16 protein-coding genes are annotated in these 15,440 nt (G+C 60.3%); 5 read left to right on the top strand and 11 right to left on the bottom strand.

What is annotated here, in order from left to right:
- Positions 1-19: 19 nt before the first annotated feature.
- The 7 genes from DFR38_RS06190 to DFR38_RS06165 all read right to left on the bottom strand — a co-directional run bounded on the left by DFR38_RS06190 (position 20) and on the right by DFR38_RS06165 (position 6,937).
- On the bottom strand, positions 20-1,420 hold the full coding sequence (locus tag DFR38_RS06190) for an FAD-binding oxidoreductase (protein ID WP_110313146.1): 1,401 nt from the start codon (positions 1,418-1,420) through the stop codon (positions 20-22).
- A gap of 1 nt (position 1,421) precedes the next feature.
- The gene (locus DFR38_RS06185) at positions 1,422-1,934 is read right to left on the bottom strand and encodes a cupin domain-containing protein (protein ID WP_059286063.1); all 513 of its coding nucleotides are present in this window, start codon (positions 1,932-1,934) and stop codon (positions 1,422-1,424) included.
- Between the two features lie 20 nt (positions 1,935-1,954).
- The gene (locus tag DFR38_RS06180; protein ID WP_059286064.1) at positions 1,955-2,578 is read right to left on the bottom strand and encodes a glutathione S-transferase family protein; all 624 of its coding nucleotides are present in this window, start codon (positions 2,576-2,578) and stop codon (positions 1,955-1,957) included.
- A complete protein-coding gene (locus tag DFR38_RS06175) occupies positions 2,575-4,164 on the bottom strand; it encodes a sodium:solute symporter family transporter (RefSeq protein WP_211310747.1) in 1,590 nt (529 codons plus the stop codon). The genes DFR38_RS06180 and DFR38_RS06175 overlap by 4 nt, the downstream gene beginning before the upstream one ends.
- Entirely contained in the window at positions 4,161-4,376 is a 216-nt protein-coding gene (locus tag DFR38_RS21420) for a DUF485 domain-containing protein (protein WP_059286067.1), read from the bottom strand. The genes DFR38_RS06175 and DFR38_RS21420 overlap by 4 nt, the downstream gene beginning before the upstream one ends.
- A gap of 75 nt (positions 4,377-4,451) precedes the next feature.
- Positions 4,452-5,807, bottom strand: coding sequence for an NAD-dependent succinate-semialdehyde dehydrogenase (locus DFR38_RS06170; protein ID WP_110313144.1), 1,356 nt, complete (start codon positions 5,805-5,807; stop codon positions 4,452-4,454).
- 338 nt (positions 5,808-6,145) lie between these two features.
- Positions 6,146-6,937 carry a helix-turn-helix transcriptional regulator gene (locus tag DFR38_RS06165; protein WP_059286767.1) on the bottom strand — a complete coding sequence of 264 codons (792 nt, stop codon included), beginning with the start codon at positions 6,935-6,937 and terminating at the stop codon, positions 6,146-6,148.
- Between the two features lie 986 nt (positions 6,938-7,923).
- On the opposite strand from DFR38_RS06165, the gene DFR38_RS06160 reads away from it, so the two are divergent.
- Complete coding sequence (locus DFR38_RS06160; RefSeq protein ID WP_059286768.1) at positions 7,924-8,889, top strand: LysR family transcriptional regulator; 966 nt, start codon at positions 7,924-7,926, stop codon at positions 8,887-8,889.
- A 68-nt stretch (positions 8,890-8,957) separates the two neighbouring features.
- Here the strand turns inward: DFR38_RS06160 and ubiT are convergent, their stop codons facing one another.
- The 3 genes from ubiT to ubiU are packed head-to-tail and all read right to left on the bottom strand — an operon-like array spanning position 8,958 to position 11,380.
- Positions 8,958-9,392, bottom strand: coding sequence for a ubiquinone anaerobic biosynthesis accessory factor UbiT (ubiT, locus tag DFR38_RS06155; protein ID WP_059286769.1), 435 nt, complete (start codon positions 9,390-9,392; stop codon positions 8,958-8,960).
- Positions 9,379-10,308, bottom strand: a complete 930-nt coding sequence (locus DFR38_RS06150; RefSeq protein WP_059286770.1) for a U32 family peptidase — start codon at positions 10,306-10,308, stop codon at positions 9,379-9,381. Before DFR38_RS06150 ends, ubiT begins: the two co-directional genes overlap by 14 nt.
- A gap of 55 nt (positions 10,309-10,363) precedes the next feature.
- A complete protein-coding gene (gene ubiU / locus DFR38_RS06145; protein ID WP_059286771.1) occupies positions 10,364-11,380 on the bottom strand; it encodes a ubiquinone anaerobic biosynthesis protein UbiU in 1,017 nt (338 codons plus the stop codon).
- 277 nt (positions 11,381-11,657) lie between these two features.
- Between ubiU and DFR38_RS06140 the strand changes: the two genes are divergently transcribed.
- From DFR38_RS06140 to DFR38_RS06125, 4 genes are read left to right on the top strand one after another with little or no spacing between them, the layout of a single operon-like run.
- Positions 11,658-13,076 (top strand): COG3014 family protein, encoded by a 1,419-nt coding sequence (locus tag DFR38_RS06140; protein ID WP_059286772.1) that lies wholly within the window; start codon positions 11,658-11,660, stop codon positions 13,074-13,076.
- Between the two features lie 12 nt (positions 13,077-13,088).
- A complete protein-coding gene (locus DFR38_RS06135; protein WP_059286773.1) occupies positions 13,089-13,472 on the top strand; it encodes a DUF1425 domain-containing protein in 384 nt (127 codons plus the stop codon).
- A gap of 21 nt (positions 13,473-13,493) precedes the next feature.
- Positions 13,494-14,096 (top strand): penicillin-binding protein activator LpoB, encoded by a 603-nt coding sequence (gene lpoB, locus DFR38_RS06130; RefSeq protein ID WP_193394295.1) that lies wholly within the window; start codon positions 13,494-13,496, stop codon positions 14,094-14,096.
- Complete coding sequence (locus tag DFR38_RS06125; protein WP_146215925.1) at positions 14,062-14,940, top strand: penicillin-binding protein activator LpoB; 879 nt, start codon at positions 14,062-14,064, stop codon at positions 14,938-14,940. Before lpoB ends, DFR38_RS06125 begins: the two co-directional genes overlap by 35 nt.
- Before the next feature lie 56 nt (positions 14,941-14,996).
- Here DFR38_RS06125 and DFR38_RS06120 read toward each other — a convergent pair whose 3' ends face one another.
- The gene (locus DFR38_RS06120) at positions 14,997-15,380 is read right to left on the bottom strand and encodes a SirB2 family protein (protein WP_059286775.1); all 384 of its coding nucleotides are present in this window, start codon (positions 15,378-15,380) and stop codon (positions 14,997-14,999) included.
- Between the last annotated feature and the right edge of the window lie 60 nt (positions 15,381-15,440).

Below are 15,440 nucleotides of genomic sequence, written 5' to 3'. Positions count from 1 at the left end.
GTGACAGAGCTGTCAGCCGCTATTCATCGCCGAGAGCGGACAACCACTTGCCGGGATTCATCAGCCCCTGCGGGTCCAGCAGCTGCTTGATGCTGCGCATCAGCTGCAGGGCAAGCGGGTCCTGGTAGCGCTGCAGCCAGTGGCCCTTGAGCTGGCCCACACCATGCTCTGCCGCCAGTGTGCCCTGATGGCGGTAGACCAGCTCGTAGACGATGGCATTGACGCTATCCTCGTCCTCGAACAGATCGGCATTGTCCGGCCGGGTAAAGCTGATGTTGTAATGCAGATTGCCATCGCCGGCATGGCCGAAGGCAAGGATGCGCACGCCGGGAAAGGCGCGAGTCAGTGCCGCCTCGCACTCGGCCAGAAAGACCGGAATGGCCGAGCTGGGGACGCCGATATCGTGCTTGATGCTGGGGCCATCGCGCTTCTGGGTTTCCGACATGGCTTCACGCAGCTGCCACAGGCGCTGGCGTTCGGCTTCGCTGTGTGCCAGCACGCCGTCACCCAGCGTCTGTGTGGCCAGCCAGTCCACCAGCTGCTGTTGCAGTGCCTGGCTGTCGCCGCTGTCGGATAGCTCCACCAGTACCGCCCACGGCTGGATGAAGGGCAGCTGGCCGGGGTGGTATTTGTCCAGCAGCTGCTGGCAGGCTTGCGACATGATTTCAAAAGTGGTCAGCCGGTCGCCAAAAGCCTGGCGCAAGGCCGACAGCAGGGCGATGGCGGCCTGGCTGCCCGCTACCCCCAGCCAGGCCGTGGCATGGGCGGTGGGCAGCGGAAACAGCTTGAGCGTGGCGGCGGTAATCAGCCCCAGCTGGCCTTCTGCCCCGATAAACAGCTGCTTTACATCCAGCCCGCTGGTGTCCTTGCGCAGGGCGGAGAGCTGATGCAGCACCCGCCCATCCGGCAGCACCACTTCCAGCCCCAGTGTCAGTTCGCGCATGGTGCCGTAACGCAGCACTGCCAGCCCGCCGGCATTGGTGGAAAGATTGCCACCGATCTGGCAGCTGCCTTCGCTGGCCAGGGACAGCGGAAACAGCCGGCCGGCGTCTGCGGCCAGCTGTTGTAGCTGGGCCAGCGTCATGCCGGCCTCCACCGTGATGCTGTCATTGGCGGTGTCGATGGCGCGCAGACGGTTGAGCCGGCGCAGGCCGATCACCAGCTGGCGGCCGGAGGCATCCGGCGTGGCGGCGCCACAGGTGGAGGTGTTGCCGCCTTGCGGCACCACGGCGACCTGATGTGCCTGACACAGCTGCAGCAGTGCCGCCACTTCGGCCGTGCTGCCGGGCAGGGCCACCGCCAGCGGCAGGCCCTGATAGCGGCGGCGGTAGTCCAGGGCGTAGGCGGCGGTATCCTGCGGCTGGGTCAGCAGATGTTGCGGCCCGATGATGGCGGCAACGGCAGCGAGAAACGGGGGCATGTCAGTCATGCTCCTGTTGTGCGCGCAAGGCATCCGGCAGACCGTCGTGTGCGCCCTGCAACTGGCCGGGGCAATCACGCCAGTGACGAGGGCCAAGCGCATCATTGCGCGCCGGATGCAGCGGGTAGTGCAGCTGGTTGTCGTCGCGGTCGCGGTCGCCCACACACAGCAGCCGCACATCGTGCGCGGTATTGTTAAGGAAGCTGTGGGCAATGCCGCTGCCGGCGGGAAAACCCACCGAGTCACCGGCTTGCAGGCGATGCAGCACGCCATCCAGCCAGACATCCGGTTCGCCTTCCAGCACGTAGACGAATTCGTCCTCGGTCTTTTCGGCATGCGGCCAGGAAGTACGACGACCCGGCGGCAGCAGTTCATGATGAATGCCGATGCGCTGCAGGCCAAAAAAGCGGCCCAGCGGCGAACCGATGGACAGCAACTCGCTGCTGCCCGGGTAACTGGCCGTGTCCGCTTCTTGCAGCTCGCGCCAGTGTCTGATGCAGGATGGCCGTTCCATCACGTTTCCCCCTGTGTGTTTCAGTCCGGAATCTCAGCCGCCATCAGCTCATCCGGATGCTGCCAGCCAGGCAGCTGGCTGATGCGCTGCAGCCAGGCCGCCACATGCGGCCAGCTGGCGATGTCCAGTCCGGCATCGCCCAGCCACCACAGATAGGCACTGGCCGACAGGTCGGCGATGGTCGGGGTCGTGCCGATCAGGTAGGCATGCTGGCTCAGGGTGTTGTCCAGCACGGCCAGGTCGGCGCGCACCCGTTGCTCCAGCCAGGCAGTGACCTCGGCCGGTTGCGGGAAGAACTTGCGTGCCAGGCGCAGATTGGGCAGGGAGAAGCCGATACGGTTGCTCTCCCAGCACAGCCATTCGCGCACCAGCTGGCGTTCGCCCGGCGCACCATCCAGCCGACCGTAATTGTCGGCCAGCCATTGCAGGATGGCATTGGACTGGCACATGGCGGTACCGTCCGCTACCAGCACCGGCACCTCGCCAAAGCGGCTGACGGCGCGGAAGTCCTCGGCGCGTTCGGCGCGCGGCAGCGCCAGGTCGACATGAACGTAGTCATGGGATACATCGGCCAGCATCAGTGCCAGGCGCACCTTGTAGCTATGGCCGGAAAAGCAGTTGCCGTACAGAGTCAGTGTGGTCATGTGGTTTTTCTATTGCGGTGTTGTGCTGGCGGCCAGCCTGTTTGCTGCAAGGCTGGCCCGGATGAGGTGGAATGATTGGCAGTGTCGGCGCCTGCTTGTGCCGCGTCAATGCTGCGGCCATGCCCCTTGTCGCAGACCGAGGCCAGCCAGGCGGCGGCAAAGGCCAGCGGCACGGAGAACAATGCCGGGTTGGCATAGGGGAACAGCGGCCGGGCATGGCCGAGCATGCCCACCCACACGGTCGGGCCGCTGATGATCAGCCCCAGCGCAGCCAGCATGCCGCAGCCGCCGCCGGTCAGCGCCCCGCGCGCTGTCAGGCCGCGCCAGTGCAGGGTCAGCAGCAGGACCGGGAAATTGCTGGAGGCAGCGATGGCGAAAGCCAGGCCCACCAGAAAGGCGATATTCAGATTCTGGAACAGGGTGGACAGCAGCACGGCGGCCACTCCCAGCAGCAGCACGGCCAGCCGCGACAGCTGCCATTCCCGCTGTGGATCAGCCTGACCGCGGCATAGCCACAAGGCATACAGATCGTGGCTGATGGCACTGGCACCGGCCATGGCCAGCCCGGCCAGCACCGCCAGGATGGTGGCAAAGGCCACGCCGGCAATCAGTGCCTGCAGCCATGGCCCGCCCAGTAGCGCGGCCAGATGCAGCGCCGCCATATTGCCGCCACCCAGCAGCTTGCCGGCGGCATCATGAAATGGGGCGGCAGGCCCGACCAGCACCAGTGCGCCATAGCCGATCAAGATATTCAGCAGGAAAAACAGGCCGACGATGCCGGTGGCCCAGCCCACCGAGTGGCGGGCAGCACGGCCATCGGCCACGGTGAAAAAACGCAGCAGGATATGTGGCAGACCCAGCAAGCCCAGGCTGAGTCCCAGGCCCAGCGACAGGGCATCCAGCGGGTCGGACAGCGATGGGCCGGGCAAGAGCGCCTGTCCATGGCTGAGCCGGTCTACCTCGGCAAACAGGGCGGGCGCGCTGTAGCCGAAGCGTTGCAGCACCCCGCCGGCCAGCAATAGCGCACACAGCAGCATCAGCGCGGCCTTGCTCATCTGTACCCAGCTGGTGGCCAGCATGCCGCCCAGCCCCACTTGCAGCACCATCAGCAACACCACCAGCCCGACTGCGGCCAGATAGGGCAGACCGAACAGCAACTGCAACAGCTTGCCGGCCCCGACCAGTTGCACGATCAGATAAAACAGCGTGATGGTGAGCGAGCTGATGATGCTCATCAGCCGTACCGGGCGCTCGTCAAAACGGCTGGCCAATACCTCGGCCACACTGTAGCGCCCCAGTGCCCGCAGCTTGTCGGCCAGCAGCAGCATCAACAGCGGCCAGCCGGCCAGCGTGCCTACCGCATACACCAGTGAGTCGTAGCCCTGTCCCAGATACATGCCGATGGAGCCGAGAAAGGCCGCTGCCGACAGAAAGTCGCCTGCCAGCGCCAGGCCATTTTGCCAGGCCGGCAATTGTCCGCCGGCGGTATAGAAGTCATCGGCAGAACGGGTGAGCCGTGCCGCCCGGCGGGTCAGCAGCAGGCTGGTGGCGATGAACAGCAGGAAAAGAAGCGTGGCCGGACTCATGCGTCTGGCTTTCGGTCGCTTGCCCGGATATGCCACAGGGTGACTGCGAAAAACAGCAGAAACAACAGCAAGGCCAGCAGGATGGCGCGCGGCCAGCCGCCGATATCGCCCTGCAACAGGGCCGGTGCGGCGGCAATCAGGCCGAAATAGCCCAAGCAGGCCAGCAAGACCAGCCAGGCGAGGACAGTAGTGGATGCAGGACGAAACTTCATGACAAACCGTGCAGGGCGGCCAGCAGCGAAACAGCAGGCCAGTGTAGCGCATTGCCGCACTGGCCGCCGTGCGGCTTATTTCTGCCAGTAGGTTTTGACATTGACGAATTCATACAGGCCGAACTCCGACAGCTCGCGCCCATAGCCGGAAGCCTTGACGCCGCCAAAAGGCAGGCGCAGATCCGAGCTGGTGTGGCGGTTGAGAAAGACGCTGCCCACTTCCAGCTGCCGTGCCAGTTCCCAGCCATGGGTGGTGTCCGCGGTATAGATGGAGGCACCCAAGCCAAACGGCGTGTCATTGGCCAGCCGGATGGCATCGGCCTCGTCACGGGCGCGCAGGATGCTGGCCACCGGGCCGAACACTTCCTCGTGATAAACCCGACAGCCGGCATGTACATGGTCCAGCACCGTGGCCGGATAGAAGAAACCGGGGGCCGCTGGCAACTGGCCGCCCAGCAACAGGCGGGCACCCTGGTGACAGGCATCCAGCACCTGCGCATGCAGGGCCTCGCGCAGATCGGCGCGGGTCAGCGGTGACAGGGTGGTGGCCGGGTCGCGCGGGTCGCCGGGGCGCAATGCGCTGGCGGCGGCGACAAAGGCGGCAACAAATTGCTCGGCAATTTCCGGCACCACGATCATGCGTTTGGCCGCATTGCAGCTTTGGCCGGCGTCGCGATAACGCGAATTGACCGCATCCTGCGCGGCAGCCTCGACATCGGCATCGGCCAGCACGATAAAGGGATTGCTGCCGCCCAGTTCCAGCACGGTTTTTTTCAGATGCTTGCCAGCCAGGCTGGCGATCAGGCGTCCGGTATGGGTGGAGCCGGTAAAGGCCACGGCGTCGCTGCGGCGGATGGCTTCTTCCACCAGCTCGTGATCGATCCAGGCGATGTCCAGGCAATCCAGCCCGGCGGCGTGCACCAGTTCCAGCAGCAACTGCGTGCATTGCGGCACCGAGGGGGCGGGTTTCACCAGGCAGGTATTGCCCGCCATCAGCGCCGGCACGGCAAAGCGCAGCAATTGCCAGATGGGGAAGTTCCACGGCATCACCGCCAGCACGCAGCCCAGCGGCTCGAAGGCCACACCGCTCTGGCTGGCCTGGGTGGCAATGGATTGCGGGGCCAGCAGGGCAGGGGCCAACTCGGCGTAATAGCGTATCAGCTGCGCCGACTTGTCGATTTCGGCCAGGCACTCGGCGGTGCGCTTGCCGACTTCCAGTGTCACCAGCGCCGCCAGTTGTTCACGGTGGGTTTCCAGTTGCACGGCCAGTTTCAGCATGCGCTCGGCACGTTGGGACACGCTCAGGGCCGCCCAGTGGGTCTGGGCAGATTTCAGCCGCTGGATGGAGTCGTCAAGCTGGGCCTGGCTCCAGCCAGGACGGGTAAACACCACCTCGGCGGTGGCGGGGTTGCAACTGGTAAAGGCATTCATGGCCGGTAAGCAGAGGAATCAGCAGGAGCAGCGACTGTAACAAATCGCCCTGCCTTGTAACAGGGTCTTGACCGGAAGATGCTGGTGATGGCTTGCGCAGGCTCATGCTGTTGCCGGGGCAGAGCATGGCGCACAGCCAAAAAAAGGCCCCGTGAAGCCGGGGCCGAATGTTTCAGGTGAGTGCATGGGTCAATCAAGAAGAGACTTGCAGATTGAAACTCCTCTGACAGTGCTGTACCGCACGGATACGGTGCAGTTGCCATTGGAGTATCGATTCTAGCGGCAAGCCGTTTCTGCCGTTACTGGCTGTAGTGCCTGCTCTGTCATCTTGCCGCAGGCTACATCGTGCCGGCGACCGTGGTCAGCCCCAGTTGCAGGCCGATGACGATGGCGTGGGTGCGGTTGTTGGCATTCAGTTTGCGGATGATGTTGGCGACATGGAATTTCACCGTCCTTTCACTAATGCCCAGGATGGTGGCAATTTCCCAATTGGTCTTGCCATGGCTCATCCAGTGGAAAATGTCGAATTCGCGCTGCGACAGCGGCATGGCGGCGGGAGCGGCCGGCGCCAGATTGGCCACCCGGCCGGCGGCTTGGCGCAGATGCAGCAGCAGGCTGTTCAGCATTTCGGTGAGCTGGCTGTCCTTGCCGATTTCACTGCCGGAAACCGATAGCACACAGACCAGGTTCTGCCGTTCGGACAGTGCGCTGAAGCTGATGCCGTTGCCCATGCCGATGGAGGTCAGTTCCTGGATGAACTGTTTTTCCTGCTGGCCCTTGGCACGGGAAAACTTGTCGGCCCAGTGGATGGGGCCCTGCCCCATGACCGAACGCAGCACCGGGTCACAGCTGATGTAGTTGTGGCTCATGTAGTGCTCTACCCAGTCTTCCGGAAAGCTGACATTCACTACTTTTTCCACGCGGTGCAATTGCTGGTGCTGGTTGATGCGCCCCAGGGTGATCACCATGTGTTTGGTGGGCAGTTGCGATTGCAGGTGGTCCAGATAGAGCTTGAGTTCGTTTTCGGTCTCGATCTGGCCGACGGTATGAATCCAGTCCAGCAGGGTCTTCTGGCTGGCCGGGGACAGGTTGCCCGGTATGGGTTGAGCAAAGGGAAGCTTGCTGTGCATGATGACGTGACCTTCATTGTCGGGTGGCCAAGACGGTGGTCCGCTTGCAATGTTCCAGCGTTCATCATGAAGGCGTGGCAATTTGAGCGCCGGACTCCACTAGCGATGCTTGCTGGCTGGTCTGGAGTTTATTAAGCAGCCACCAGGCGAAACCAGTAGGTAAAGGCCCAAGTAGAGCGATCGCTATGCTGAATAAGTAATTTCTCTATGTTCAGTAAGACTGTGCGGAATTTTCCGGGGTGGCGGGATGCTTTTTCCTGAGTGTTCTGCCCATGTCATGGCCAAAACAGCTGCCGGCTTGTGGCCGGTTTGTGTTTGATGCTCAGGCGTTTTGTCTGCGGCGGGGCAAGGGCAGGCAGGGTGGGCATATGGCACAAATGCCGGGTATGCGGTGCGTCGTGATGGCCGTGGCGGTGGCGGGATCAAGGTTCTGCCGTTGGCTGGCGGCCTGCCTTGGACAGGCTCTTGTGGTGATGCCGTTTGATGTTGCACAGAGTTGGCTTGCCGGCGGTGCTGCAGAATGATGGCGATCCCTTTCCGGGGGGATCTGATGCCGTCCTGGACGATAGCGGCTTTGTTTAAGCTCGAACTATCTTTTGTTGCGGTCTTGAACAATATTGATTGTTAAGCGTATGCCGACCGTCAGCAGCGGGCTTGTGCCCTGGCTGCTGACAGCATGCAGCCGGGTGGCGGTGTGTCGTGATTGATATTAAATGCCAATGTCAAGATGTTGGCAGTGTTTTAAAATCAGAGCGAATTTGGCTTGTTTCTGCCAAAGGACTCCAGAAAATTGTGAAATTTGAAACAGATTACTGGCATTTCAGGCCGGAAACGTAAGTCAAACTTCATTATTCACTGGATATGGTGTACGCTTTTTAAAGAAGAACTACTTAATAATGAAGTTGGCAAATCATGCAGCCGGGGCGGGGAATGCCGTGCATCAGTCGGTCGCATGAGTTCAATGCCGCTCAGGGAACGTTTCAGCTATGGATACTTTAAAAGCTTTGATGGTCTTCATGACCACCGCCGAGAATGGCAGTTTCTCGGATGCTGCAAGAAAACTGGGGGTATCGCCGGCGGCTATCAGTCAAAGCATTGCGCGACTGGAGCAGGAGCTGGAGGTTCGCCTGTTTAACCGGACTACCCGCCAGCTGACCCTGACGGAGGATGGACGCCGCTTCTATGCGCAATGCCGCGGGCCGGTGAACAATCTTGATTCGGCCATCAACCAGCTGAAAGCCAGCCGTGATGAACCGGCCGGTCATTTGCGCGTCAGCATGCCCAATTCTTTTGGTCGCCGTTTCATTTTGCCCATCATGGGCGAATTCTGCGAACGCTACCCCAAGATCCGCGTGTTCTTTGGCCTGGATGACCATTTCAGCGACCTGATCGAAGACGGCTACGATGTGGGGGTGCGTATCGGCATGATGCCGGACAGCCGCATGGTGGCGCGTAATCTGGCGCAGATTCCGCAGTATGTGGTGGCTTCTCCCGCCTACTGGGACAAGCATGGCCGCCCGGCGACCACTGAAGAACTGAGCAATCACGATTGCATCAACTTCCAGTTCCCTACCTCGGGCCGCCTGTACAAGTGGGAGTTCGATCGCAAGGGCGAGCGTATTCCGCTGGAAGTGACCGGCACCTATACCCTGAACGAGATGGAAGCGGTATGCGAGCTGGCACGTCTGGGCATGGGCGTGGCGCAGTTGCCGGGGCACGAGGTGGTGCACCTGATCCGCAATGGCGAGCTGGAAGCGGTGCTGACCGATGTGGTGTCGCTGGAGCGCTCCATCTACATCTGCTTCCCGCATCGCGACCATATCGCTCCGCGTACCCGCGTGTTTGTCGATTTCGTGGTGGAAAAACTGGCCGATCACCCGGATGTGATGGCTGATTTGCCTGGCCTGGATTTGTCGGCCAAGCGCAAGGCGGCAGCCCAGCTGGTTGCCTGATTCAGCAGTGTACTACCGTAAAAAGCCCGGCTTGCCGGGCTTTTTGCATGCTGGCTTGGCGCCGTGTTTCACACTGCCATGAAACGCTGCAGCGGGGTGCTGCTCCAGTCCACGCTATCCAGCAGGTTCTTTACGATCAGGCCCAGTTCGGTGTCGCCTTCGATGATCAGCTTGCGATTGAAGAACAGGGTGTCCGGATCTTCCTCGCGCAGCATCATGCGGGCAAAGTCCGCCAGATTGGCCGATAGCCGCAGGTCTGGCGCAGTGCCGACGCTGGCGACCTTGAAGTGTTGCTCGTCAGCGCAAAAGCCCAGCCGCAAGCCGGCATCCTGCACATGCACTTCAAAGCTGTGCCCGGCCAGCAAGCTCATGTCGGCCGGCAGGATGTCGCGCTTCTTCAATTGATTCAGCGTGGTCACCAGCGCCCAGCAGGGCGGGGTGGCTGGCAGCCGGCCCAGCAGGCTGGCCATGGCGGCGGGCAGGGTGAGTTCAGGAATGCGCATGATGGGTTTCTCCAAGGGCGGCAATGCCGGCTTCGCCACGCCAGTAGCCATCCACCAGACGGCTGTCGGCATAGGGTGCCAGGTCGATGTCGGTGTGCAGCGGGCTGTGCAGCGCCTGGATGGCTTGCTGGTAGCCGGCAATCACCTGCGCGGTGTGCTGCCACTGTGGGCTGATGCGCAGCGCCTGCACGCCCATGGCTGCAATAGCGGCCAGGTGCGGCAGCAGGGAATGGCAGCCGTCCGACATGGTCTGGATGCCGTTGATGGTGAGGAAGGCCTGCTGCTCGCGGGTATTCAGCCGCAGCCCGTCCGGATGCTCCAGGCAGCGGAACTGGCAATCGTCCTTGGACAGATTGTAGTGGCGTGCGGTAAAGCAGCGGGCGGATAGTGCCAGTGGCAGGCGGCCCCAGGCGAACAGCTCGGTTTCGATAGGCTGCCCGGTGCGGCTGAACTGTTGCAGCACGGCAGCCAGGGTGTCGCGGTCCATTTCCACAGGGGGAATCCAGCGCCGTGCTCCCAGCGATTGCAGCAAGGCCAGGGTGTCGGCGTTGTAGATATTCAGGTGATGGCCGGCGACAAAGGGTCGCCCTTGCTGCTGTGCCAGCCGGGCCGCGCCCAGATCATTGGCCTCCAGCTGCAATTCACCGTTTTCCACCAGCTTGCGCAGGCGGCGCAGGTCGGACTCGCTCTCGATCAGCGCCAGGCTGGACAGCACCACCCGGCGGCCGCTTTCGGCCAGTTCCTTGCCCAGGGCGATCCAGTCCTGGCCGCGCAGCTGCTGGCGGCGCGAGCAGACGGCTTCGCCCAGATAGATGGTTTCCAGCGGCCAGTCGGCGGCTTCACTGTAAAACCGCAGGATATCGTCGCGGGACCAGTAAAACAGTACCGGCCCCAGCGTCAGTTGCAATGTATTCATATCAGCCCTGCTTGTTGGGCCGGCATGGCGTGCGAGCCTGCCGGCACGCTGTCATTCATTTCCATGGCCGGTTATAGGCGCCCAGGGTCTGCTGCTGGCCTTCCGCCAGCTTGGACAGTGCCTGGGTCCAGCCCGGTTTCACCGAAAAGCGCTGCGGCTCGCGTCCGGCCGCATCCAGTGCTTCGCGCAGGGTGCGGGTGACTTGCGCCACATAGGCCGGGCTGCGCTGGCGGCCTTCCACCTTGATGGCGGCCACGCCGATATCGATGATTTGCGGCAGCATGGCCATCACGTTCAGGCTGGTGGGTTCTTCCAGCGCGTAATAGGTGTCGCCCTCCACCTCGAAGCGCCCCTTGCACAGGGTGGGGTAGCCGGCTGCTTCGCCCTGCTGGTATTCGTCGATCAGGATGCCATTGAGCCGGGCGCCCAGTGCCTGGCTGCCGTGCTCCCAGCGCACGAACTTGGCCGGCGAGCACACGCCGTGGCTATTGGGCGATTCGCCGGTGGCATAGCTGGACAGCAGGCAGCGGCCCTCCACCATCACGCACAGGCTGCCGAAACCGAACACTTCGATTTCCACCCGGGTGTGATCGATGACCTGCTTCACCTGATCCAGCGTCAGCACCCGTGGCAGCACGGCGCGGCGGATGTCGAACAGCTCTTGCGCCAGATTGATGGCTTCGTAATTGGTGGCCGAGCTTTGCACCGACATGTGCAGGCGCAGCGCGGGGTAGCGGCGGCGGGCATATTCCATCAGGCCGATGTCGGCCAGGATGATGGCGTCCACGCCCAGCTCCGCGCCTTCGTCGATGGCGCGATGCCAGCGGCTGATGTCGCCGCCCTGGGCATAGGTGTTGATGGCCAGCAAGACCTTGCGCTCATGCTGATGGGCATAGCGTATGCCCTCGCGCGCGGTGCGGTCGTCAAAGTTCAGCCCGGCGAAATTGCGGGCATTGGTGTCGTTTTTCAGGCCGAGGTAGACGGTGTCGGCACCGTTGTCCACGGCGGCCTTGAGGGCGGGCAGGCTGCCCGCCGGGCAAACCAGCTCCGGCAGAGGTCGTGTGGCAGGCATGATGGCTTGGTGTCAGCGATTGAAACCGCCAGACAGTAGCAGAGCGATGTGGCGCGGGACTTGTTCTGGGTCAAGCGGCGGGATTGCTGTGCGTGGAAGCTGATTGCCCGTCACCCGGGGGAGCCGAAAGGGATGGCACCACCCCATCTGCCATGCATCCGACATGTTTTTTGACATGACAATTCATAATGCATACAATCTCGCTGAATTTTCAATCTGTTTACATAAATAATTTTATTTTTAAAATTCAATTATTTAATTGATAAAAATATATTTTATGAAAAAAATTATGAAAAATTCATCGAAGGTAAGCTGGGTAAAAATCCTGCCGCTGGCCGGTGTGGTGATGTCGCTGACCGCCTGTGGATCGATGCGTCACTACCAGGCGGAAATGCAGGGCTCCTTGCAAGCAACCAAGCAGGGCAATCTGGATGAGGCGGTGGCAAACCTGGAGAAAAACAATACAGGTAGCGACAAGGATCTGCTCTATTTCCTGGAAAAGGGCCAGCTGCTGCGCCTCAAGGGCGACCTCGCTGAAAGTGTAAATACATGGCTGAAAGCCGATGAAAAAGTCCGCCAATGGGAGGATGAATCCAAGCTGACGGTTGGCAAGGCGCTGGAGGCGGCAGGCAGCGTGGTCGTCAATGACAAGGTGCGCCGCTATGATGGCCAGGATTATGAAAAAGTAATGCTCAGCACCTTGTTGACGATGAATCATATGCTGAGTGGAAATGTCTCCGGTGCGCGTACCGAAATCAAGAAAACCTATGAACGTGAGTCCTTGATCGCCAGCCTGCACGAGAAGGAGTACGACAAGGTCGAGGAAGAAGCCAAGAGCCACAATGTGGAGACGACCTTCAAGAACCTGCGGGGCTATCCCGTTGAGACCCTGGATGACCCTGAAGTCTTGTCCTTGAAAAATGGCTATCAAAGCGCTTTCAGCCATTATCTGGCCGGCTTTGTCTTCGAGTCCTTACATGAGCCTTCCCTGGCATCTGCAGGCTACCGCAAGGCAATTGAATTGCGCCCGAACCAGCCTTTGCTGGAGCAAGGCTTGAAAGGATTGCAAGGGCGCCTGGCACGTAAAGTCAAGGACACCGATGTACTGTTGGTGGTGGAAAGCGGCTTCATGCCTGCGCGCAGTTCCAAGACGATACCGCTGCCCTTTATCTGGAAAAACAAACCGGTCATCACCCAGATTGCCTTTCCGGTAATTCAGCCAAGTCATGACTTCCGGCCAAGCAATATCCAGATTGGCAACAAATCGGTTGAGCTGTCGCCCATCAGCAATCTGGATGCCATGGCCCGCAGGGCGCTGCGTGATGAAATGCCGGGGATTATTGTGCGCAGCAGTATCCGTGCGGCTGCCAAGGGCGCGATGCAACAGGAAATGGGCGAAAAAATGGGGGCGCTGGGTAGTTTGGCAGGCATTATTGCGACTGCCGCGACCGAGCAGGCCGATGAACGTATCTGGACCACCTTGCCGTCCAGTATTTCCATTGCACGTATCAATCTGAAGCCGGGAGTTCACCAGGCAACGATTTCGACACCACAAGGCCCGCGTACCGTTCAATTGAGCGTGTCTGGGCAGTACGCGATTATTCCCCTGCGCCTGCTCGATCAAAGTGTGATTGTGCCCACGCCAAGAACAACTGAGCAGTTGGCTGCCGCCGATGCTGTTAAATCTGCTAATTAAACTGGAAATTTGATGAAAATGAGAAAAATACTCAGCGGGCTTGCCCTTGTCGCCTTGAGTTGTGCGGCTCAAGCCGATGGCCTGGAAAGCAAGCTTGAAGAGTTGGGCAAAATGGACCACGTCAAGGTGGAAGCGGCGCGCGTGGTGAAGCGTAATGAGCTGATCAATATCCAGGTGGAGCTGGCCAACGATTCGACCCGGCCGCAAGTGGTGTTTTATCGCTTCAAGTGGCTTGATGCCAGCGGCTTCATGGTGGGAGGCGAGGAAACCTGGAAACAGGTACTGATTTACGGCAAGGCCCGTCAGACAATCCAGACCGTTGCCCCCGTGCCGCAAGCCGTTGATTTCCGCCTGCAATTGCAGAGTCCTGAAAATACCGTCAATCCAAGCAATTAATTTCAATTTTAAGGGTAAAACATGATTTCCATTGGCAAAACCTCCCGCATGGCACTGTGCGTGGCGACGTTTTCGATGCTGGCTGGCTGTGCCCAGACCGGCTCTCCGCTGATTGGTAACGGCAACGTCAGCTATGGCGACAGCAAAGGGGTCGAGCTGGTCAGCAATGAATTCGGCTCCACCGATCTGCAGCGTCTGGCCGAAAACATGACCCGTTCCCTGGTGCAAGTCCCCTCCATTCGTGGCAAGCGTCTGACCTTGGCCGATGTGCAGAACAAGACCAGCGAATACATTGATACCGCTGAAATTACCAAATCGATTCGTGTGCAATTGATGAAGGCCGGTACCGTGCGTTTTGTTGCCGATGTCAGCCATATGGAAGGTCAGACGCAGGAGTTGATGCGCCAGAATCAATCCGGTCTGTACGACAAGAGCAAATCCAAGAAAATTGGCAAGATGGTGGGGGCCGACTTCCGTCTGACCGGCGGAATTTCTTCCATCGTCAAGAAGAATAGCGACATCAAGGATGTGTATTACAAGCTGAGCCTGGAGCTGGTTGACAACGAAACCGGCGAGTTGGTGTGGGCTGATGAGCAGGAAATTCGCAAGACATCTCGCCGTTAAATCATGCCGGGTTACACCCGGCTTTTGTATTTGGACATTTCCAATGTTGAAGCACTTGCTTAAATCGTTTGGCGGCCTGTGTCTGGCCATGCCATTGCTTGTTTATGCCGCCCCGCCCAAAATCGCCGTATCCAACCTGGCGTACGAGGAAAAGGTAGAAGAATATTTTCGGGTGGTTGCGGCATCCAGCCAGGACAATTTCAGTGCCAGCAATACCCATGTGCGTGCCAATAGCAGCAATCAGTATCTGGAAGTGGAAGGCACCTCCGTTCGTATCGACCGTGGCGAATTGCGTCGCTTTACTTCCGACATCAAAGGCGAGCTGCTGAAATTGCACAGCGTGCAATTGGTGGAGGCCCAGGGCTATAAGCCGACAAAAAACAATGAAAAACTGTTTGATGTCATTGCCCGTATCAAGCGCGGCGAATTCAAGGGGGCCGACTATGTGCTGTTCGGTACGGTTTCTGCCATCGATGTGCAAGACAATGCGGGCATGATTGCAGGCAGCAGCGCGGCATCGGCGGTGCGCAATATGGAGCTGGTCGCTGATTTCAGCCTGGTCAATACCAGAAACTATGGGGTAAAAGCCGCTTTCAGTGCCAAGGGCGAGGGTTCCGACGTCAAGTTGATCAATGCCGGTAGCATTGCGGTCAAGCACCAGAATGGCAAAATCGTTGCGGAAGTATCCAAGTCGCTGGGGAAGGATGTGGTCAGTCAGCTGACCGAGCAGTTCCGGGGCCTGGGCACGATGGCCGTGGAGAATACCGCGGACATGCGTGAGCAGGCGCCGCCTCCAGCCAAGGCGGAGGAAGTCATGATCCTGACACCTCAGCAGACCAAGTAAACCGTCTCCCTTGATGGTTCCGTTTCAGGCCGGGTAGTGAACCCGGCCTGAAGCATTTAGAAGGGCAGCGCCAGCTTGGTCTTGGCCACCAGCACGATATAGCCGACCACCAGCAGGGCGGCCAGCAGCGCCAGGCTGCGTATCTGCTTGGTGCGGCCACGCTTGAGGGCGATGGTGCCCAGCAGCACATAGAGCAACAAGCCGCCGATCTTGGCCAGCAGCCATGGGCTTTGCAGCACTGGCCAGCCACCCATCACCACCAGTGTCACCCCCAGCGCCAGCAACAGGGTGTCGATCACATGCGGCAGGATGCGCAGGGGTTTGAGCGCCAGCATGCGCTGCTGATCCGCCAGCATCAGTCCGCCGCGCACGGCAAACAGCAAAATGGTGAGGTAGGCCAGGCCCATGTGGGCATGTTTGATGATCAGATAGGGATACATGCGGATTCCTGAGTGTTATGCCTTCGGCATTGCGTGATGGCAGCCAAAGGCTGATGGTAC

It is taken from the genome of Aquitalea magnusonii, assembly GCF_003202035.1.
GTDB classification, from domain to species: Bacteria; Pseudomonadota; Gammaproteobacteria; order Burkholderiales; family Chromobacteriaceae; genus Aquitalea; species Aquitalea magnusonii.
Note: the sequence above shows the minus strand (reverse complement) of the source record. Positions and strands in the feature narration are given on the sequence as shown.